Origin of the sequence: Vibrio sp. SCSIO 43136 (genome assembly GCF_023716565.1) — a bacterium.
In the GTDB taxonomy this organism is placed as follows: domain Bacteria; phylum Pseudomonadota; class Gammaproteobacteria; order Enterobacterales; family Vibrionaceae; genus Vibrio.
The window spans coordinates 2,615,822-2,635,602 of sequence record NZ_CP071848.1 but is presented as its reverse complement, the minus strand read 5'-3'; the positions used below and the strand labels follow the sequence as shown (position 1 = coordinate 2,635,602).

17 protein-coding genes are annotated in these 19,781 nt (G+C 47.5%); 13 read left to right on the top strand and 4 right to left on the bottom strand.

The window, feature by feature from the left end; all coding sequences use genetic code 11:
* The first annotated feature begins 4 nt into the window (after positions 1-4).
* From murE to mutT, 13 genes are all read left to right on the top strand, one after another.
* Positions 5-1,486, top strand: a complete 1,482-nt coding sequence (gene murE, locus J4N39_RS12395; protein WP_503063679.1) for a UDP-N-acetylmuramoyl-L-alanyl-D-glutamate--2,6-diaminopimelate ligase — start codon at positions 5-7, stop codon at positions 1,484-1,486.
* Positions 1,479-2,843 (top strand): UDP-N-acetylmuramoyl-tripeptide--D-alanyl-D-alanine ligase, encoded by a 1,365-nt coding sequence (locus J4N39_RS12390; protein ID WP_252019888.1) that lies wholly within the window; start codon positions 1,479-1,481, stop codon positions 2,841-2,843. The genes murE and J4N39_RS12390 overlap by 8 nt, the downstream gene beginning before the upstream one ends.
* Positions 2,843-3,925, top strand: coding sequence for a phospho-N-acetylmuramoyl-pentapeptide-transferase (mraY, locus tag J4N39_RS12385; protein ID WP_252019885.1), 1,083 nt, complete (start codon positions 2,843-2,845; stop codon positions 3,923-3,925). The genes J4N39_RS12390 and mraY overlap by 1 nt, the downstream gene beginning before the upstream one ends.
* A 9-nt stretch (positions 3,926-3,934) precedes the next feature.
* Entirely contained in the window at positions 3,935-5,260 is a 1,326-nt protein-coding gene (gene murD / locus J4N39_RS12380; protein ID WP_252023732.1) for a UDP-N-acetylmuramoyl-L-alanine--D-glutamate ligase, read from the top strand.
* Between the two features lie 6 nt (positions 5,261-5,266).
* The gene (gene ftsW, locus J4N39_RS12375) at positions 5,267-6,463 is read left to right on the top strand and encodes a cell division protein FtsW (protein ID WP_252019883.1); all 1,197 of its coding nucleotides are present in this window, start codon (positions 5,267-5,269) and stop codon (positions 6,461-6,463) included.
* Complete coding sequence (gene murG / locus J4N39_RS12370; protein ID WP_252023730.1) at positions 6,447-7,514, top strand: undecaprenyldiphospho-muramoylpentapeptide beta-N-acetylglucosaminyltransferase; 1,068 nt, start codon at positions 6,447-6,449, stop codon at positions 7,512-7,514. Before ftsW ends, murG begins: the two co-directional genes overlap by 17 nt.
* A 10-nt stretch (positions 7,515-7,524) precedes the next feature.
* The gene (gene murC, locus J4N39_RS12365) at positions 7,525-8,985 is read left to right on the top strand and encodes a UDP-N-acetylmuramate--L-alanine ligase (protein ID WP_252019880.1); all 1,461 of its coding nucleotides are present in this window, start codon (positions 7,525-7,527) and stop codon (positions 8,983-8,985) included.
* Positions 8,986-9,181: 196 nt separating this feature from the next.
* Positions 9,182-9,958 carry a cell division protein FtsQ/DivIB gene (locus J4N39_RS12360; protein WP_252019878.1) on the top strand — a complete coding sequence of 259 codons (777 nt, stop codon included), beginning with the start codon at positions 9,182-9,184 and terminating at the stop codon, positions 9,956-9,958.
* Positions 9,951-11,216 (top strand): cell division protein FtsA, encoded by a 1,266-nt coding sequence (gene ftsA, locus J4N39_RS12355; RefSeq protein WP_252019875.1) that lies wholly within the window; start codon positions 9,951-9,953, stop codon positions 11,214-11,216. Before J4N39_RS12360 ends, ftsA begins: the two co-directional genes overlap by 8 nt.
* 31 nt (positions 11,217-11,247) lie before the next feature.
* On the top strand, positions 11,248-12,483 hold the full coding sequence (gene ftsZ / locus J4N39_RS12350) for a cell division protein FtsZ (RefSeq protein WP_252019873.1): 1,236 nt from the start codon (positions 11,248-11,250) through the stop codon (positions 12,481-12,483).
* Between the two features lie 95 nt (positions 12,484-12,578).
* Entirely contained in the window at positions 12,579-13,496 is a 918-nt protein-coding gene (gene lpxC, locus J4N39_RS12345; protein WP_252019871.1) for a UDP-3-O-acyl-N-acetylglucosamine deacetylase, read from the top strand.
* A gap of 371 nt (positions 13,497-13,867) precedes the next feature.
* Positions 13,868-16,588: a preprotein translocase subunit SecA gene (secA, locus tag J4N39_RS12340; protein WP_252019865.1), complete on the top strand. Its 2,721-nt coding sequence runs from the start codon at positions 13,868-13,870 to the stop codon at positions 16,586-16,588.
* A gap of 192 nt (positions 16,589-16,780) precedes the next feature.
* Positions 16,781-17,182 carry an 8-oxo-dGTP diphosphatase MutT gene (mutT, locus tag J4N39_RS12335; protein WP_252019863.1) on the top strand — a complete coding sequence of 134 codons (402 nt, stop codon included), beginning with the start codon at positions 16,781-16,783 and terminating at the stop codon, positions 17,180-17,182.
* A 112-nt stretch (positions 17,183-17,294) separates the two neighbouring features.
* Here mutT and yacG read toward each other — a convergent pair whose 3' ends face one another.
* The 4 genes from yacG to J4N39_RS12315 are packed head-to-tail and all read right to left on the bottom strand — an operon-like array spanning position 17,295 to position 19,772.
* Complete coding sequence (gene yacG / locus J4N39_RS12330; RefSeq protein WP_252019861.1) at positions 17,295-17,489, bottom strand: DNA gyrase inhibitor YacG; 195 nt, start codon at positions 17,487-17,489, stop codon at positions 17,295-17,297.
* Positions 17,490-17,494: 5 nt separating this feature from the next.
* Entirely contained in the window at positions 17,495-18,235 is a 741-nt protein-coding gene (zapD, locus tag J4N39_RS12325) for a cell division protein ZapD (protein WP_252019859.1), read from the bottom strand.
* A gap of 53 nt (positions 18,236-18,288) precedes the next feature.
* On the bottom strand, positions 18,289-18,894 hold the full coding sequence (coaE, locus tag J4N39_RS12320; protein WP_252019857.1) for a dephospho-CoA kinase: 606 nt from the start codon (positions 18,892-18,894) through the stop codon (positions 18,289-18,291).
* 2 nt (positions 18,895-18,896) lie between these two features.
* Positions 18,897-19,772 carry a prepilin peptidase gene (locus J4N39_RS12315; protein ID WP_252019851.1) on the bottom strand — a complete coding sequence of 292 codons (876 nt, stop codon included), beginning with the start codon at positions 19,770-19,772 and terminating at the stop codon, positions 18,897-18,899.
* Positions 19,773-19,781: the final 9 nt, after the last annotated feature.

The window sequence follows — 19,781 nt, the reverse complement described above, 5'->3', positions numbered from 1 at the left end:
AGGCTTGCTACCTTTAAATCATATTCTCTTACCTTGGATGACTTTGCCAGAAGGCGAGTATCCATCGGTATCTGGGCTGCAAATTGATAGTCGCAAAGTAGCTTGTGGCGACACCTTTGTCGCAGTCAAAGGTCATCAATTAGATGGTCGACGCTTTATCGACAGTGCAATTAATGCTGGCGCAACCTCTGTGATCGCAGATGCTTGTGAGCAGTACCCTCATGGTTCGACAGAGCTGCGCAATAACGCCGTGATTGTTTATTGTGACGAGCTGGCTTTGTGTCTGTCCGAAATTACCTTGCGTGTGTATGGAGAGCCTGAGTTGTCCTTGATTGGAGTGACAGGGACGAATGGCAAAACCACCATCACCCAATTAATTGCTCAATGGCTTGGTTTACTGGATGAAAAAGCGGCGGTTATGGGGACGACAGGCAATGGCTTTTTGGACGATCTAAAAACCGCAGCAAATACCACCGGCAGCGCGATTGAAGTGGGTCAAACCCTTAATCAATTAGCCAAGCTTGGCGCAGATTATGCGGCGATGGAAGTATCTTCTCACGGTTTGGTTCAAGGTCGTGTGCGCGCCCTGAACTTTAAGGTAGGTGTGTTTACCAACCTAAGTCGCGATCATCTTGATTACCACCAGACCATGGAAAACTACGCTCAAGCTAAGTTGTCCTTGTTTAATCAACACCAATGCGAACACGCAGTGATCAATGCCGATGACCAAGTGGGTAAGACTTGGCTTGCTCAACTGGATAACAGTGTGGCGGTTTCTCTTCATTATCAGCCTGAAGCTAATCAAGTTTTGTTTGCTAAAAGTGTTCGTTATTCTGAGCAAGGCATTGATATTGACTTCGATGGCAGTTGGCTAGATGGCAAGTTAAGCGCACCTCTTATCGGTGCATTTAATGCCAGCAACGTGATGTTGGCATTTGCCACTTTGCTTAAGCTTGGGGTCGATAAGCAAAGCCTTATCGATACGGCGCCAAAGCTACGTCCTGTGATAGGTCGTATGGAGCTATTCACGGCAGAAAACCAACCCAAAGTGGTTGTTGATTATGCCCACACACCAGATGCACTAGAAAAAGCACTCAGCGCACTGCGAGTGCATTGTGAAGGTAAGTTGTGGGCCATCTTTGGCTGTGGTGGCGACCGTGATGTTGGCAAGCGCCCAATGATGGCTGAGATCGCTGAGCGTTTGGCTGACCATGTGATATTGACCGACGATAACCCTCGGAGTGAATCACCACTACGCATTGTTGAAGATATGCTTGCGGGCATGACCTGCCCTGAAAATGCCGTCACCGAGCATGATCGTTATCGCGCTTGTGAATACGCCATTCGCTATGCGCAGCCAAAAGATATTATCTTACTGGCTGGTAAAGGGCATGAAGACTACCAAGTGCTGGGGTCGGGTGAAGTGCACTACTCGGACCGAGAAACTGCGCTGCAACTACTAAAGGATAAACCTTGTCATGATTGAAGTGAGTTTAAGTCAATTAGCTAAGGTGCTAGATGGTCAGTTATATGGTGACGACTGTCTCATTGATCAGGTTTCGACCGATACCCGAACCTTAGCCCCTGGTTCGCTATTTGTTGCGCTTGTTGGTGAACGTTTTGATGCCCACAACTTTTGCGATGCTGCAAAACAGTCAGGCGCAAGTGCGATTTTGGTTGAGCGTCGTTTAGACCTTGATATCCCACAACTGGTGGTTACCGATACACAATTGGCATTAGGCAAAGCCTCATCATGGGTTTATCAGCAGTGCTCGATTCCTACGATTGCCCTAACTGGCAGTTGCGGCAAAACCACAGTAAAAGAGATGTTGGCCGCTATCTTGGAACAAAAAGGCAAGGTACTCGCAACGGCTGGCAACTTTAACAATGAAATCGGCGTGCCGTTAACCTTGCTGCGTGCCGATGACAGTATTGATTTTGGTGTGATTGAACTTGGTGCGAATCACATCGGCGAGATCCAATACACCAGTGCGCTGGTTAAGCCGGATATTGCCTTGGTAAATAATGTGGCAGCGGCTCACCTTGAAGGTTTTGGTTCTATCGATGGCGTAAAACAAGCCAAAGGGGAAATCTATCAGGGGCTTAAACCGAATGGTATTGCTGTCATTAACTTAGATAGCCAAGGTGATGACTACTGGCAGGAGGCTCTGGCGGACAAACAGCGAGTGACCATTGCGAAAAGCAATGTCGAGGCTGACTTTTTCTCCTCGGACTTGGTGATGGATGAAAGTAGCCTTGCACGCTTTACTCTCCACACGCCACAAGGCCAAGTAGAAGTCGCACTGAGTGTCGTTGGTGAACATAATGTGGCTAATGCCGTAGCTGCCGCAGCACTCGCACAAAACTCTGGCGCTAGCCTTACACAAATCCAACATGGGCTGGCTAATATGACCAATATGTCAGGCCGCGTTGAGGTGATTGAGTTAAGCGAACATATCCGCTTGATTGATGATAGTTACAACGCCAGTGTGCCTGCAATGAAAGCGGCAGTGGACTTACTGGCAAACTATCGTGGCCAACGCTGGCTGATTTTGGGTTTTATGGCCGAATTAGGTGAGGAAAGTCTTGAACTTCACCGACAAGTCGGACAACATGCTGCCCCATTTCAGTTTGAACATGTGCTGACGTACGGTGAGGACACGAAAGTGATCAGCGACGTTTGTGGAGGCGATAGCCGCCACTTCGACACTCACCAACAAATGATTACATATATTAAGCAGCAACTTGCCGCGGAGTCTGGTGTGAAACACACTTTGCTGGTGAAAGGAGCTAACAGCGCTGGCATGAGCCAGGTCGTCGCTGCTTTAAAGGAGAACCACTAATGTTTATTTGGCTTGCAGACCTACTCCAGCCATACTTTTCGTTTTTTCGCTTGATCGATTATTTGTCATTTCGAGCCATCGTTGCGATTTTGACCGCACTGGGTCTATCACTGTGGATGGGGCCGAAACTGATTGAGCGTCTGCAACTGCTGCAAATTGGTCAAGTGGTTCGTAATGACGGCCCAGAATCGCATTTTAGTAAGCGCGGTACACCAACCATGGGCGGTTTGATGATCCTATCGGCCATCACCATCACGGTATTTTTATGGGCTGATTTATCTAACCCATATGTTTGGGCAGTAATGACGGTGTTGCTTGGTTATGGTGCGGTTGGCTTTGTCGATGATTACCGTAAAGTGGTAAGAAAAAACACCGATGGTTTGATTGCTCGTTGGAAATACTTTTGGCAATCAAGCATCGCTTTAGTCGTGGCATTTGCCCTTTATGTGCACGGTAAAGATACCGCTGCAACCCAACTTGTGGTGCCATTTTTTAAAGAGATCATGCCGCAACTTGGCTTGTTCTACATTATCTTGACCTATTTTGTGATTGTTGGCACCAGTAATGCGGTTAACCTAACTGATGGCCTTGATGGTCTTGCGATCTTGCCAACAGTACTTGTTGCCGCAGGTTTTGCAGTCATTGCTTGGGCAACGGGTAACGTTAATTTCTCTGAGTACCTGCACATCCCGCACTTACCTTATGCAAGTGAGCTGGTGATTGTCTGTACAGCGATTGTTGGTGCTGGTCTTGGCTTCTTGTGGTTTAACACCTATCCAGCGCAAGTCTTTATGGGCGATGTGGGCTCGCTAGCACTCGGCGGCGCACTGGGCACCATTGCTGTATTGGTTCGCCAAGAACTTTTGCTAGTGATTATGGGCGGCGTGTTTGTGATGGAAACCGTGTCGGTAATTTTGCAAGTCGGTTCCTACAAGCTTAGAGGTCAACGTATCTTCCGTATGGCACCTATTCATCACCACTACGAGCTAAAAGGGTGGCCAGAACCTCGTGTTATCGTGCGTTTTTGGATTATTTCTATCGTGCTAGTGCTGATCGGCCTAGCCACACTTAAAGTTCGATAATACAAATAGCTGTCTATGGAGCAGGGAATGAAAAATGTGCTGGTGGTTGGTTTAGGCATTACTGGTCTGTCAGTAGTGCGCTATCTACATCGTGAAAAACCGAAGTGGTCGGTGAAAGTGATAGACACTCGAGAAAACCCAGCGGGTGCAGAACATTTACCTGACGATGTAGAGCTACATTGCGGCGGCTGGCAACAAGAGTGGCTGATGGAAGCGGATCTCATTGTTGCCAACCCTGGCATTGCTTTAGCTACTCCTGAGCTACAACCTGCGATTGCCAAAGGCACAGCAGTGATTGGTGATATCGAACTGTTTGCCCAAGCGGTGCAAAAACCTGTTATTGCGATCACGGGTTCAAACGGTAAAAGCACCGTCACTGATTTGACTGGTGTGATGGCCAATGCTTGCGGTGTTAACACCGCAGTGGGTGGCAATATTGGCGTGCCTGCGCTTGATTTGCTTGAGCAAGATGCAGATTTGTATGTGCTTGAGCTTTCCAGTTTTCAGTTAGAAACTACTAGCAGCCTGAAGCTGGTCGCTGCTGCTTATTTAAACTTGTCTGAAGATCACATGGATCGCTATCAAGGGATGGCGGATTATGGGGCTGCGAAGCAGCGTATTTTTGCCCATAGCCAAGTGGCTGTGGTGAATCGACAAGACAAGGCGACCTTTCCAAACGCAGGGTTTGGCGGGCAAGTGGTGACGTTTGGTCAAGATCAAGGGGAATTTGGCTTGATTGAGCATCAAGGCAAAACGTGGCTGGCACAGCATGCTTCACCGATCATTGTAGCCGATGAGCTAGCCCTGATTGGTCAACATAACCTGAGCAATGCCCTTGTGGTGATGGCACTGTTGACCGCAGCTGGCATTGATTATCAGCAAGGGATGGATGCCCTGCGCTCATATTGCGGTCTTACGCATCGCTGCCAAGTGGTTGCGCAATGTGATGGTGTTAAATGGGTTAATGATTCTAAGGCAACGAACCTGGCCAGTACTTTGGCGGCACTGTCAGGGCTTGAGTGTGCGGGCACACTGCATCTCTTGGTTGGCGGTGATGGTAAAGGTGCAGACTTTACTGAGTTGGCAAAGCCGCTAGCGCAAATAAAAGTTGAGCTGCATTGCTATGGCCGAGATGGCGAAGCCTTTATGGACTTGCACCCATCGGCGCAGCGCTGGCAAACAATGGATGAGGCGTTAGCGAATATTGCGCCACGCACGACTGCGGGTGACATTGTGATGCTCTCGCCTGCTTGTGCCAGCTTTGATCAATACCCCAACTTTATGAAACGCGGCGACGCTTTTACTGGGTTAGCGCAATCTTACTGCCAGGGATAAGGCAAGATGAAGCATAAAGCATCACAACTAAGGCAATGGTTTAATCGTCCTAGCCCTGAAGCTTGGTACGATCGTCAACTGGTTTGGTTAGCGTTTACATTGATGCTGATTGGGTTGGTAATGGTGACCTCTGCCTCTTTCCCTGTGAGTGCTCGCTTAACCGATGGCCCATTCCACTTTATGTATCGTCACGCCATCTTCTTATTCCTTTCTTTGTGTGCTGCCGCCGTGATGGTGCAAGTACCTTTGGAAAAGTGGGCGAAATTTAGCCCCATCTTACTGACGCTCTCTCTAAGCTTACTGGTTGTGGTATTGGTGGCAGGCAAGTCAGTAAATGGTGCAGCGCGATGGATACCTTTGGGGCTGTTTAACCTTCAGCCCGCAGAAATCGCCAAACTGTCACTGTTTGTGTTTATGGCTGGTTACCTAGTACGTAAGCAAGAAGAGGTGAGACGGACCTTCTTCGGAGGCTTTGGTAAACCGATCATTGTATTTGGCTTATTGGCTATCTTGCTGCTAGGACAACCTGACTTAGGTACAGTTGTCGTGATGCTAGTCACGCTGTTTGGCATGCTTTTCATTGCTGGCGCTAAACTGTGGCAGTTTTTAGCATTAGTGCTGGTGGGCATTGGTGGCGTGATCGTATTGATCTTGCTCGAGCCTTATCGTATCCGACGAGTTACCTCGTTCCTTGACCCATGGGAAGACCCATTTGGTAGCGGTTATCAGCTCACCCAGTCTTTGATGGCATTTGGCCGTGGCAGTTGGTTTGGTCAAGGGCTAGGTAACTCGATTCAAAAACTTGAATACTTACCAGAAGCGCACACCGACTTTGTCTTTGCAGTCATTGCCGAAGAGCTTGGTTTTATTGGCGTGACACTGGTTCTGCTGCTGATATTTGCGCTGGTTGTCAAAGCGTTATTCATTGCTAAACGAGCTTTTGAAGCTCGGCTTAACTTTGGTGGGTATTTAGGTTTTGGCATCGGTATTTGGTTTGCTTTTCAGACCCTGGTTAACGTTGGAGCGGCAGCAGGCATGGTGCCAACCAAAGGTTTGACCTTACCGCTGATAAGTTATGGTGGTTCAAGTTTGATTGTTATGAGCGTGGCGGTTGCGATTCTTATCCGCATTGACCACGAGACCCGCTTGGAAACCCAAAGAACAAGAATTGAAACAAAACAGAATGATGGCAAACAAGAATAAAAAATTATTGGTAATGGCTGGCGGTACTGGAGGACATGTTTTTCCGGGGCTTGCGGTTGCCAAACAACTGCAGCAGCAAGGCTGGCAGATCCGCTGGTTGGGTACGGCTGACCGCATGGAAGCTGACTTAGTACCAAAGCATGGTATTGAAATCGATTTTATTAAAGTGAAAGGGCTTCGTGGTCAGGGCATATTGCGTCTGCTTAAAGCGCCTTTTCAGATCCTTAACGCCATTGTTCAAGCCAAAAAGCATATCAAAGCTTGGCAACCGGATGTGGTACTTGGCATGGGCGGCTATGTCAGTGGCCCAGGTGGCGTTGCCGCTTGGATGAGTGGGATTCCCGTGGTACTGCATGAGCAGAACGCCGTGGCAGGATTGACCAATCAGTGGCTGTCTAAAATTGCCCGTAAAGTCTTCCAAGCATTCACTGGGGCATTCCCTGATGCAGCAGTTGTAGGTAACCCAGTGCGCCAAGATGTGACGCAAATTGCTGCGCCCACTGAGCGACTAGCAGGGAGACAAGGAGCACTTCGCATCTTAGTGATGGGGGGCAGTCAAGGTGCGAGAATTTTAAATACCACTTTGCCTGACAGCGCTAAGCTGATTGGGCAGCCGGTAGAGATTTGGCATCAGGCGGGTAAAGGCAATGCTGAATCTGTGCAGAATGATTACCAGCAGCGCAGTATTGAGCAAGTCAAAGTGACGGAGTTCATTGACGATGTTGCTAAGGCTTACGAGTGGGCCGATCTTGTGGTTTGTCGCTCTGGTGCGCTAACGGTATCTGAGCTATCCGCAGCAGGCGTGGCAGCCATATTTGTGCCTTTCATGCATAAAGATCGCCAACAGGCGCTCAATGCTGACCATTTGGTTGAAGCAGATGCCGCTCTAATGATTGAGCAGCCAGAACTTAGTGCCGAAAAATTGGCACAAACCATTGATAGCTTGGATCGACATCGCTTATTGGAGATGGCGACAAATGCTCGAAATCAGGCGAAACTCGATGCCGATAAAGTAGTCGCTGATGCGATCCAACAGTTAACCGAAAATTGAGAAAACAGCGATGACAGTTAAACACACTCAAGATATTGCAAAAATTCGAGCGCTTATCCCAGAAATGCGCCGCGTTAAAACCATCCATTTCGTTGGGATTGGTGGCGCTGGTATGAGCGGCATTGCTGAAGTTTTACTTAATGAAGGCTACCAGATCACAGGTTCTGATCTTGCAGAAAACCCAGTGACTCAAAGCCTGACCGAAAAAGGGGCGACGATCTTTTTTGGTCATCAAGCGCAAAATGTCGAGCAGGCGAGTGTGGTCGTGGTATCGACGGCAATCAGCCAAGATAATCCTGAACTTGTCGCTGCTAAAGAGCGCCGTATCCCAGTGGTACGCCGCGCAGAGATGCTGGCGGAGCTGATGCGTTTTCGTCACGGTATTGCCGTTGCTGGTACGCATGGCAAAACCACCACGACTGCACTAGTTACCCAGATTTATTCTGAAGCTGGAATGGATCCAACGTTCGTTAATGGTGGTTTGGTGAAAAGTGCGGGTACTAACGCTCGTCTCGGATCAAGCCGAATCCTTATTGCCGAGGCCGATGAGAGCGATGCATCCTTCTTGCATCTACAGCCAATGGTAAGCATTGTGACCAACATCGAAGCGGATCACATGGATACTTACGGTGGTGATTTTGAAGTGCTTAAGCAAACCTTCGTAGATTTTCTGCATCAGTTGCCTTTCTATGGTCAAGCGATCATGTGCATCGATGACCCTGTAGTTCGTGAAATTCTGCCTCGTATTAGCCGTCAAGTGATCACTTACGGATTTTCTGAAGATGCAGATGTGCGAATTGAAAATTATCGCCAAGAAGGCCAGCAAGGTAAGTTTACTGTCGTACGTCAGGGCAAAGATGATTTAGATATCACTTTGAATATCCCAGGTCGCCATAACGCTTTGAACGCCTCTGCTGCAATTGCAGTAGCCACTGAAGATGACATCTCAGATCAAGCAATTTTGAAAGCAATGGCTGGTACTCAGGGTACAGGTCGCCGCTTTGATCATCTTGGTGAGTTTGAAACAGGTAACGGCCAAGCGATGCTTGTTGATGACTACGGACATCACCCAAGCGAAGTTGATGTGACGATTCAAGCTGCACGTGCGGGTTGGAATGATAAGCGTCTAGTAATGATCTTCCAGCCACACCGTTACAGCCGTACTCGTGACCTCTATGATGATTTTGCTAACGTGCTCGATCAGGTTGATGTGTTGATCATGCTAGACGTGTACGCTGCGGGGGAGAAACCTATCTCTAATGCAGATAGCCGAGCCTTATGCCGCACCATCCGAAGCCGCGGGAAACTTGAGCCGATCTTTGTTCCAGAAAAAGAACAGTTGCCAGCCGTGTTAGCCAATGTGCTGCAAGACAACGATCTTGTGCTGACGCAAGGTGCGGGTGATGTCGGCAAAGTTGCTAAGCAACTTGCCAGCCTTGAGTTGAATATTGAACGTTTGAAGCAGGCTTAAACACTCAAGATGCTCATAGATTGAGCGAGGAGTTTGCTTAGCTCACTTTTCTGATTCACCGTGATAGACACGTCAAAGTTCGTCAGTATAATCGGTAGGTTAAGTGAAATGGGCAATCTCTATAGATTTTGGGCCGAAAATAGGAACAGCATAATGCCTTATTCCTATTAGGGTTATGTTCTTGGTATGATACTGGATGAGTAATGCAGCAGCGGCAGAGATGCCAACTAAAACCCACACCAATCGCTACAAGCAGATCGGCGTGGCTTTTTTTCTCGCTGTCGTCATTGCCATCAGTTGGGTACTTGGTACAACGCTCGGTTGGATGCTAGACGATGAACAACTTCCTTTATCCCAATTAGTGGTTAAAGGTGAGCTACATTACACCCAGCCCCAGGATGTACAGAAAGCACTGTCTATCATTCCGCATGTTGGTACCTTTATGTCTCAAGATGTGGATGAGTTGCAAAATGCTTTAATTGCTCTGCCGTGGGTAGCTCAAGTATCTATTCGCAAGCAGTGGCCAGAAACGGTAAAGGTCTTCTTGGTTGAGCATCAACCGCTCGCTGTCTGGAATGGCATATCGTTATTGAATAGCCACGGTGACGTCTTTCAAGGCGATGTGGCGGATCTTGAACGTGAAGCGGTAAAACTGTACGGCCCACAAGGCAGTAATCACCAAGTGGTTGATGCATGGAAACAGATAGATTCGATGCTTAAACCGCTGGGTTTGGAAACTTCGTCACTGGTGTTAAACGAGCGACGAGCTTGGCAGGTGATTTTGTCTAACGGTATTCGCCTTGAGCTTGGCAAGGAAGCGCTACCAGAGCGAATAGAGCGATTTGCTCTTTTATACAAAAAGCTAGGTGGTAAGGTTGAGACGATCAGCCATATTGACCTGAGATATGATACTGGGGCCGCTGTTGGTTGGTTCCCAGAGCAGGATTTAGCGCAAGAGAGAGCAAATGACTAGGACCGCAGAAGACAACATAATTGTTGGTCTAGATATCGGTACAGCGACAGTTTCAGCCTTGGTTGGTGAGTGTTTACCAGATGGTCAAATTAACATTATTGGTGCAGGTACTAGCCCATCTCGCGGCATGGACAAAGGCGGGGTTAACGACTTAGAGTCGGTGGTTAAATCTGTGCAACGTGCTGTTGACCAAGCGGAACTGATGGCTGAGTGCCGTATTAGCAATGTATTTATTTCTCTGTCTGGCCGCCATATTGCGAGCCGAATTGAGAAAGGTATGGGGACTATCTCTGACGAGGAAGTCTCACAAGAAGATATGGATCGTTCGATTCATACGGCTAAATCCATTAAGATTGGTGATGAGCAAAGGATCCTGCACGTCATTCCTCAAGAATTCACCATCGATTACCAAGAAGGTATTAAAAACCCACTGGGCCTTTCAGGTGTTCGTATGGAAGTAAGTGTTCATCTTATTTCTTGCCATAACGATATGGCACGTAACATTATCAAAGCTGTCGAACGCTGCGGACTGAAAGTTGAACAGTTAGTTTTCTCTGGGTTAGCATCAAGTAACGCTGTGATCACTGAAGATGAGCGTGAACTTGGCGTATGTGTCGTCGATATCGGTGCAGGAACGATGGACGTATCGATCTGGACTGGCGGTGCTTTGCGCCACACTGAGGTATTTTCCTATGCGGGAAATGCCGTCACCAGTGATATTGCATTTGCTTTTGGTACGCCTGTAAGTGATGCAGAAGAAATAAAAGTTAAGTATGGTTGTGCGCTAAGTGAGATGGTGAGCAAAGACGACACGGTTAACGTACCGAGCGTTGGCGGTCGACCTTCTCGTAGCTTACAGCGACAAACTTTGGCTGAAGTGATTGAGCCAAGGTATACAGAATTAATGGGCTTGGTAAATCAGACCATAGATAGTGTGCAAGAAAAACTTCGTAACGAAGGGATCAAACACCATTTGGCGGCTGGCGTCGTCTTAACAGGTGGTGCGGCACAGATTGAAGGTGTGGTCGAGTGCGCTGAAAGAGTGTTCCGAAACCAAGTCCGAGTTGGTAAGCCATTAGAAGTGAGTGGGCTTACTGATTATGTAAAAGCGCCGTATCACTCAACGGCGGTAGGATTACTTCATTACGCAAGAGATGCCCATTTTAGCGACGACGGTGACTATAATGAGCCTAAGCGCACAGCAAATGTTGCTGGTTTGTGGCAAAAGATGCGTAATTGGATTCAAAAAGAATTTTAACCCTGAGCAACAGGATTAACGGAGATAACAAATGTTTGAACCGATGATGGAAATGTCTGACGACGCAGTAATCAAAGTCGTTGGTGTTGGTGGCGGTGGTGGTAATGCCGTTGAGCACATGGTACGTGAGTCTATTGAAGGTGTGGAATTTATCAGTGTTAACACCGATGCCCAAGCTCTTCGTAAAACCCAAGTAAACACAGTAATTCAGATCGGTGGTGATATCACTAAAGGTCTGGGTGCAGGTGCTAACCCTCAGGTTGGCCGTGAAGCTGCTCTTGAAGATCGAGATAAACTTAAAGAATCTCTAACTGGTGCCGATATGGTATTTATCGCAGCAGGTATGGGCGGTGGTACTGGTACAGGTGCCGCTCCAGTGATCGCTGAAGTGGCTAAAGAACTGGGTGTACTAACTGTTGCTGTTGTGACCAAGCCATTTGGTTTTGAAGGTAAGAAGCGTTTGGCATTTGCTGAACAAGGGATCGAAGAGCTTTCTAAGCACGTTGATTCTTTGATCACGATTCCAAACGAGAAGCTACTTAAAGTACTAGGTCGCGGTATCACTCTGCTAGAAGCTTTCGCTAGTGCAAACGATGTGCTTAAGAATGCAGTTCAGGGTATTGCCGAGCTTATTACTCGCCCAGGCATGATTAACGTCGACTTTGCGGACGTACGTACCGTAATGTCTGAAATGGGTCATGCAATGATGGGTAGCGGTGTTGCTCAAGGTGAAGACCGAGCGGAAGAAGCGGCAGAGATGGCAATTTCTAGCCCACTGCTTGAAGACATCGATCTGGCCGGTGCGCGTGGTGTTCTTGTGAACATTACAGCAGGTTTGGATATGCGCCTTGATGAATTTGAAACTGTTGGTAATACTGTTAAAGCGTTTGCATCAGATAACGCAACCGTAGTTATCGGTACTTCTCTAGACCCCGATATGTCTGAAGAAATCCGTGTTACTGTCGTTGCGACTGGTATTGGCAATGAAAAGAAACCAGAGATCACTTTGGTGACGGGCAATGCTAAACCAGCGGTGCAGCCAACTCAGCCAGCAGTACAGCAATCAGCGCCAGCGGCGGAACCAAAAGTGGCACAACCTTTGCAGGCAAATACTCCAAAGGAACCAGAGGTGAAACCTCAGTCGCCAGCAAGTGCACCAGCAAGCCAGCCAAGTGCAGGTAATGCGAGCACAGCGCCGCAAAATCAACAAGATAACGAAAATGGTTATCTAGATATTCCGGCATTTTTGCGTCGCCAAGCTGACTGATTTTTGACCTTTTTTGATATTCGTCAAGAATGTGGTAGGATGTGCGGCCGTGAAGTTTCGGCTGCACACCCGAGTTAAGTAGTAGAGGCATTTTAATGATCAGGCAACGTACGCTAAAAGAAATCGTAAAAGCGACTGGAGTGGGTCTTCACTCTGGACGTAAAGTTACGCTTACGCTTCGTCCTGCACCAGCAAATACCGGTGTAATCTACCGTCGCACCGATTTGGAGCCTGCTGTGGACTTCCCCGCGGACCCTGCTTCTGTGCGTGACACTATGCTATGTACTGCGTTGGTCAATGATCAAGGCGTACGTATCTCTACAGTTGAGCACTTAAACGCTGCTTTAGCGGGTATGGGTATCGATAACATCATTATCGAAGTCGACGCACCTGAAATTCCTATTATGGATGGTAGTGCGAGTCCATTCGTTTACTTGCTTCAATCTGCAGGTGTAGAAACCTTAAATGCACCAAAACGCTTTGTACGCATCAAGAAAAAGATTCGTGTAGAAGATGGTGATAAGTGGGCTGAACTGGTACCACACAATGGTTTCCGTATGGATTTCGAAATTGAATTCGAACATCCTGCAATCGATGCTGACGAACAACGCCTCCTATTTGACTTCTCTACGACAGCATTTGTGAAAAACATCTCTCGAGCACGTACTTTCGGCTTTATGAAAGATATCGAGTATTTGCAGTCACAAAATCTTTGTCTAGGAGGAAGTTTTGACTGTGCGATCGTATTGGATGAATACCGTATTCTTAATGAAGATGGTCTGCGCTTCGACAACGAGTTCGTGACTCACAAAGTATTGGATGCCATTGGCGATCTATACATGTGTGGCCACAGCATTGTTGGTGAACTTCGAGCCTACAAATCTGGCCACGCACTGAACAACAAGCTACTGCGTGCAGTGCTTGCGGATCAAGAAGCTTGGGAATGGGCGACATTCGAAGAAGAAGTTGGCTCACCAGTCGCATTTGCTGAACCAAATATGGTTCTAGCGTAAAAACTAAGATTTCAAATAAATACCCTGAGGTTTTCCTCGGGGTATTTTTTTATGTGCTGAATGAGATCCTCCCCCTTTTCAAGGGGGAGAGCTAAAAGCTATAGAAATTAATAAACTCCGCGCTCCTTTATTAACCAATAAATAAGACTTTTTCCTAACCCATCTCAAACTAATCACAATAGCCTTGGAGCAATTGGGAAGAATCCCTTAATATACTTGGCAAATTTGTGATTGACGCTTGAAACTTACCCTTTGCGCCACAATATCCACAAGTAATGATTTATCTCAGTATTCTTGGGTAACGCCTGTTAGAGACTGATGGAAAAATTTGGGTAGATCGCGTGCGATCTGAATAGAGAGATTCAAATAAAATGATAACTAAGCTACTGACAAAGATCGTTGGCAGTCGAAATGACAGAACGCTGCGTCGCCTAAGAAAAATCGTTAAACAGATTAACGAGTTTGAGCCTACCTTCGAAGCATTAAGCGATGAAGAACTAAAAGCTAAGACGGTTGAATTCCGCACTCGCATAGAAGAAGGCGCTGATTTAGATAGTCTACTACCTGAAGCTTTCGCTACCGTGCGTGAAGCTTCTAAGCGTGTATTTGGTATGCGTCACTTTGACGTACAGATGATTGGTGGCATGGTCCTAAACTCTGGCCAGATCGCTGAGATGCGTACAGGTGAAGGTAAAACGCTTACCGCAACACTGCCTGCGTATCTAAACGCACTAAAAGGTGCAGTTCATATCGTAACGGTGAACGACTACCTAGCTAAGCGTGATGCCGAAACTAACCGCGCACTATTTGAATTCCTTGGCATGTCAGTGGGTATTAACGTGCCAAACATGCCGCCACAAGAGAAAAAGCAAGCGTACCTTGCAGACATTCTCTACGGAACCAACAACGAGTTTGGTTTTGACTACCTACGTGACAACATGGCTTTCCGCAGTGAAGACCGAGTTCAGCGTGAACGATTCTTCGCCGTGGTTGATGAAGTGGACTCCATCTTAATCGATGAGGCGCGTACACCGCTGATCATTTCAGGCCCTGCTGAAGACAGCTCTGACTTATACACTCGCATCAACACGCTTATCCCATCACTTGAGCAGCAAGAGCAAGAAGATTCGGAAGAGTATCGTGGCGATGGACACTACACGCTGGATGAAAAATCAAAACAAGTACACTTGACGGAAAATGGTCAAGAGTTTGTTGAAGAGCTATTGATTAAAAATGGTCTAATGCAAGAAGGTGACACTCTCTATTCACCAGCAAACATTAGCCTATTGCACCACGTGAATGCGGCATTGCGTGCTCATGTACTGTTTGAACGTGACGTTGACTACATTGTGACCGAAGAAGGCGAGGTAGTGATCGTTGACGAACATACTGGCCGTACTATGCCAGGTCGTCGTTGGTCTGAAGGTCTTCACCAAGCGGTCGAAGCGAAAGAAGGCGTTAAGATCCAAAACGAAAACCAAACGCTAGCATCGATTACATTCCAGAACTACTTCCGTCTATACGAGAAGCTGTCTGGTATGACAGGTACAGCAGATACCGAAGCGTTTGAATTCCAGTCTATTTACGGTCTTGAAACCGTTGTTATCCCAACCAACAAGCCAATGGTTCGTGATGACATGCCGGATGTGGTTTACCGCACCGAAGCTGAGAAGTTCAATGCCATCATTGAAGATATCAAAGAGCGTGTAGCGAAAGGCCAGCCAAGCCTAGTGGGTACCGTTTCTATTGAGAAATCTGAGCTATTGTCTAACGCTCTGAAGAAAGCAAAAATCAAGCACAACGTACTTAACGCTAAGTTCCACGAGATGGAAGCAGAAATTGTTGCGCAAGCAGGTACGCCGGGAGCGGTAACCATCGCAACCAACATGGCGGGTCGTGGTACGGATATCGTGTTGGGTGGCAGCTGGCAGGCGCAAGTCGCTAAGCTTGAAAACCCAACTCAGGAACAAATCGATGCGATTAAAGCAGAGTGGAAACAGGTTCACGATGCGGTTCTAGAAGCGGGTGGTCTGCACATCATCGGTACTGAGCGTCACGAGTCTCGCCGTATTGATAACCAGCTACGTGGTCGTTCTGGTCGTCAGGGTGATGCGGGTTCTTCTCGTTTCTACCTATCAATGGAAGATTCACTGCTGCGTATCTTTACGTCTGACCGTATGGCGAGCTTAATTCAGAGTGGTATGGAAGAAGGTGAAGCGATTGAAAGTAAGATGCTTTCTCGCTCAATCGAAAAAGCTCAACGTAAAGTTGAAGGCCGTAACTTCGATATCCGTAAGAACCTACTTGAATTCGATGACGTGGCGAATGACCAACGTAAAGTGGTTTACGAGCTACGTGATGAGCTGATGGTGGCTGAAGACATCAGCGATATGATTGACCAAAACCGTGAAGATGTGTTCGATGCTATCTTCGCTGAGTACATTCCACCGCAATCGCTTGAAGAGATGTGGGATGTGAAAGGTCTAGAAGAGCGCTTGAAAGCAGACTTTGATCTAGATGCACCTGTGCAGTCGTGGTTGGACGAAGACGACAAGCTGTACGAAGAGGCGCTTCGTGAGCGTATTCTTGAGACTGCGAAACGCGTTTACAAAGAAAAAGAAGAAGTGGTTGGCGAGCACGTACTGCGTAACTTCGAGAAGTCAGTCATGCTGCAAACGCTAGACACCTTGTGGAAAGAGCACTTGGCTGCGATGGACCACCTACGTCAAGGTATTCACTTGCGTGGTTACGCTCAGAAAAACCCGAAACAAGAGTACAAGCGTGAGTCGTTTGAGCTGTTCCAGGAGCTTCTAGAGGCGCTTAAGATGGATGTGATTACCATTTTGAGTAAAGTACGCGTTCAGCAGCAAGAAGAAGTTGAGCGCATGGAAGCTCAGCGCCGTGCACAGGCAGAAGAGGCCGCTCGTCGCCAACAGCTTAACCACCAGAGCCCAGAAAACCAACTGGCTGATGGTGAAGAAGCTGATGCTCAGCAGCGACCAATTCAGCGTGAAGAACGCAAAGTTGGCCGAAATGAGCCGTGTCCTTGTGGTTCTGGTAAGAAATACAAACAGTGTCACGGGAAAATTTAAGATAGTGAAATGAGCCGCTGATGCGGCTCTTTTTTTAACGGCCGGACGCTGGCGCTAACGGACGCTGGCGCTAAGGGTAAAAGGGTAAAGGGGGAGAGCGGGCTCACCTTTGGTGAGGTTTGTTGCGTCACCTGATATCCAATCTTCTTATTAAACTAGCAACTTATCAGTTATTCTGGAATAGCATAATCAATGGAAAGAATTCATATCTCTGCTGCGGTGATCTTGGACAGCGCTAAGCAAAACGTATTTATCGCTAAACGCCCTGCTAAAAAGCATAAAGCGGGCTTCTGGGAGTTTCCTGGGGGTGGAGTCGAAAGTGGTGAAACCGCTGAGCAAGCGAGCATTCGTGAGCTTCACGAGGAGGTTGGCATCGAGGTTCAAGAAATTACATCGCTGATCAGTCTAAATCATGACTACCCAGACAAGTCGCTGGCATTTGATTTTTTTGTGGTCACGCAGTTTGCCGGAGAACCGCATGGCAAAGAAGGTCAAGAAGCGAAGTGGATTGCTCTTGATGAACTGGAAGAATATGAGTTTCCAGAAGCGAATGCGCCGGTGATTAAGGAATTGTTTGAATGGGTGAAGGACTAGCGGTAATCGGTTTAACGGCTAACGGACACTTGCGTTAAGGGCGAAAGAGATTGACACAGGTTGGGCTAATATAAACTTTCGCCGTTCGCCGTTCGCCGTTCGCCGTTCGCCGTTAATAATTGTCTTCCGACCACCCATCCGAATCCGACATATCTGGGGCGCCGGGAATCGATTTCTCTTCTTCTGCCCATTCACCAAAATCGATCAATTGGCATTTTTTGCTGCAAAATGGGCGGTATGGGCTTTGCTCACCCCATACAACGGCTTCTTGGCAGGTAGGGCATTTTACAGTAGTCACTTTGGTCATAATTTCTAATTACAGATAGCTAGTTGGAACTCAACGTCATTTGAAAAGGCTTGGCCCGTTTCAAAATCAATAAATTTGATGGCAAAGCGATTCTTATGGCCTGAAATCATCGGGTATACACCATAATCCAATGGGATCGAAAGACGTAAGATATTGGCTTCTTCGGCGTCGCTTTGGAAAAAACCTGCGCGAGCAATCTGGGCTTTTTCAAAGCCAGTTTCACGGCACAGCTTCAGCCACAAGTGCAGCGCATTCGTCAATGGACGAAGGCTAGTCAGCCAGCGCTCAATATCTGCTAATCGTGCGTTTTCATTTTGATGCAGCCAGTAATGCAAAGAGGGCAAATCAAAGCAGCAAGAGCCACCGGGTAAGCCAAAACGCTGGCGAATCGTGCTCAACAGGCGGTCTTCTTTCAAAGCAATGCCAAATCGTGGTGCTGACATCAACTCTTTGTGTACTACATCGATATTGTTAAGCAGACCTTGCAGTGTTGATTGATCGACACCCTCAACATTTAGCCAAGATTTATAGGCCAAGCGTTGCTTCTCAAGATCTTTGGCAAGCTCAGATTTTAGCTGAATCTGTTCGAAGATATCGAGCAGGTCAAACATAGGTCGAAAGAAGAGCTGATAGTGCATACTATCGACTTGCTCAGAAGCGTGGTTCATTTGACGCAACAACGACTCCACACGAAGGTAGATCCGGGTTTTCTCATTGAGAGGATGTTCAAACTTGTGCGTCAACATAGTTGGGTGAAAGCCTTCTTCGATCGTATCCGCTTTAGGTTATTTCAACCAATTTAGCGGCAATATTCTAGATAATTCTGGTGTAATTTTTCGATTTGAGTCACAAGCTGCTCACTTGAGCCTTGGTTGGTGATCACGTCATCGGCTTTTGCCAAGCGTTGCTCACGGCTACATTGTGAAGCGAGAATGGCTTTGACTTGCTCGGCGGATACATTATCACGTTGCATGGTTCGTTGCAGCTGTAGTTTGCGATCCACGTCAACCACTAACACTCGATCTGTCATAGAGGTCAGGTCATTTTCAATCAGCAATGGAACAACCAACAAACCATAAGGCGAGCTCACCTGCGCCATCTGTTCTTGCATTCGTTGACGGATCATTGGGTGCAGCAAAGCATTTAGCCATGTTTTTTGCTCGGGGTCGGAGAAAATACACTCCCGCAGTTTAGCTCGGTCTAAGTTGCCATCGGTTTGAATCACGTCCGGACCAAAGTGAGCCGCGATTTGTTTGAGCCCTTCACTTCCGGGTTCGACTACTTCACGGGCGACAATATCAGCATCAATTAAGTCGATGCCATAGCGCTCAGCAAACAAATTGGCGACCGTGGTTTTACCGCTGGCGATACCGCCAGTTAATCCGACAATAAATGGCTTTGCCATGATTAGACTCCCACAAGGTAAGCAAAGTACCAGCCTAGAATATGCTCGCCAAATATTAGTGAGCACCAGCCAGCAATGGCGAGGTACGGGCCAAAGGGAAACGCCTGCTCAATTCCTTTCTTCTGCAAACGTAATTGAATTAATCCAAATACGACGCCTACAAGTGAGGAGAGCAAGATGATCATTGGCAGGCTTTGCCAGCCGAGCCATGCACCAAGAGCGGCCAGTAGCTTAAAATCACCATAACCCATGCCTTCTTTGCCCGTGATGACCTTAAACAGCCAGTAGACACTCCATAAACTGACGTAACCTGCCATCGCACCAATCACTGAATCTTGTAGTGTCACTGGAGATACCCCACTAAGAGCGAGTGCGATGCCTGCCCAAGTGAGTGGCAGTGTCAGTTGATCTGGCAGCAGTAATGTATCTAAATCAATGAAGGTGGCAGTGATTAACACAAAGGTAAAAAAGAGCAGTGCAATGCTGAAATAGCTAAGAGGAAATGTGGCCGCGACGGTCGCACAAGTGATTGCGGTGAGCAGCTCAATAGCTGGGTAGCGCCAGCTTATTTTAGTTTGGCACTTACGACATTTTCCTTTGAGCAATAACCAGCTAATGACTGGAATGTTATCTATGGCCCGAACCGGTGTTTTACAGCTCGGACAATGAGAGCGAGGCGTGCTGAGATTGTATGGTTGCTCAGGTAGTTTTGGGTCAGGGCAAAGCTCTGGAAAGGTTTCGGAGAACTCTTTTTTCCAACCGTGCTCCATCATGACAGGTAAGCGAAGGATCACCACATTAAGGAAGCTGCCGATGATTAAGCCAAATAGACCAGCAAAGAGGGGGTAAAGCCAAGGGTAAATATCAAACGCAGCCATGGGTGCTCA

What these genes read in the sequence shown, in the direction of transcription:
- murC (WP_252019880.1), top strand. Translation starts at nt 7,525, where the DNA reads ATGACAGTTAAACACACTCAAGATATTGCAAAAATTCGAGCGCTTATC.
- lpxC (WP_252019871.1), top strand. Translation starts at nt 12,579, where the DNA reads ATGATCAGGCAACGTACGCTAAAAGAAATCGTAAAAGCGACTGGAGTG.
- ftsA (WP_252019875.1), top strand. Translation starts at nt 9,951, where the DNA reads ATGACTAGGACCGCAGAAGACAACATAATTGTTGGTCTAGATATCGGT.
- yacG (WP_252019861.1), bottom strand. Translation starts at nt 17,489, where the DNA reads ATGACCAAAGTGACTACTGTAAAATGCCCTACCTGCCAAGAAGCCGTT.
- J4N39_RS12315 (WP_252019851.1), bottom strand. Translation starts at nt 19,772, where the DNA reads ATGGCTGCGTTTGATATTTACCCTTGGCTTTACCCCCTCTTTGCTGGT.
- J4N39_RS12390 (WP_252019888.1), top strand. Translation starts at nt 1,479, where the DNA reads ATGATTGAAGTGAGTTTAAGTCAATTAGCTAAGGTGCTAGATGGTCAG.
- mraY (WP_252019885.1), top strand. Translation starts at nt 2,843, where the DNA reads ATGTTTATTTGGCTTGCAGACCTACTCCAGCCATACTTTTCGTTTTTT.
- secA (WP_252019865.1), top strand. Translation starts at nt 13,868, where the DNA reads ATGATAACTAAGCTACTGACAAAGATCGTTGGCAGTCGAAATGACAGA.
- ftsZ (WP_252019873.1), top strand. Translation starts at nt 11,248, where the DNA reads ATGTTTGAACCGATGATGGAAATGTCTGACGACGCAGTAATCAAAGTC.
- zapD (WP_252019859.1), bottom strand. Translation starts at nt 18,235, where the DNA reads ATGTTGACGCACAAGTTTGAACATCCTCTCAATGAGAAAACCCGGATC.
- mutT (WP_252019863.1), top strand. Translation starts at nt 16,781, where the DNA reads ATGGAAAGAATTCATATCTCTGCTGCGGTGATCTTGGACAGCGCTAAG.
- murG (WP_252023730.1), top strand. Translation starts at nt 6,447, where the DNA reads ATGGCAAACAAGAATAAAAAATTATTGGTAATGGCTGGCGGTACTGGA.
- ftsW (WP_252019883.1), top strand. Translation starts at nt 5,267, where the DNA reads ATGAAGCATAAAGCATCACAACTAAGGCAATGGTTTAATCGTCCTAGC.
- J4N39_RS12360 (WP_252019878.1), top strand. Translation starts at nt 9,182, where the DNA reads ATGAGTAATGCAGCAGCGGCAGAGATGCCAACTAAAACCCACACCAAT.
- coaE (WP_252019857.1), bottom strand. Translation starts at nt 18,894, where the DNA reads ATGGCAAAGCCATTTATTGTCGGATTAACTGGCGGTATCGCCAGCGGT.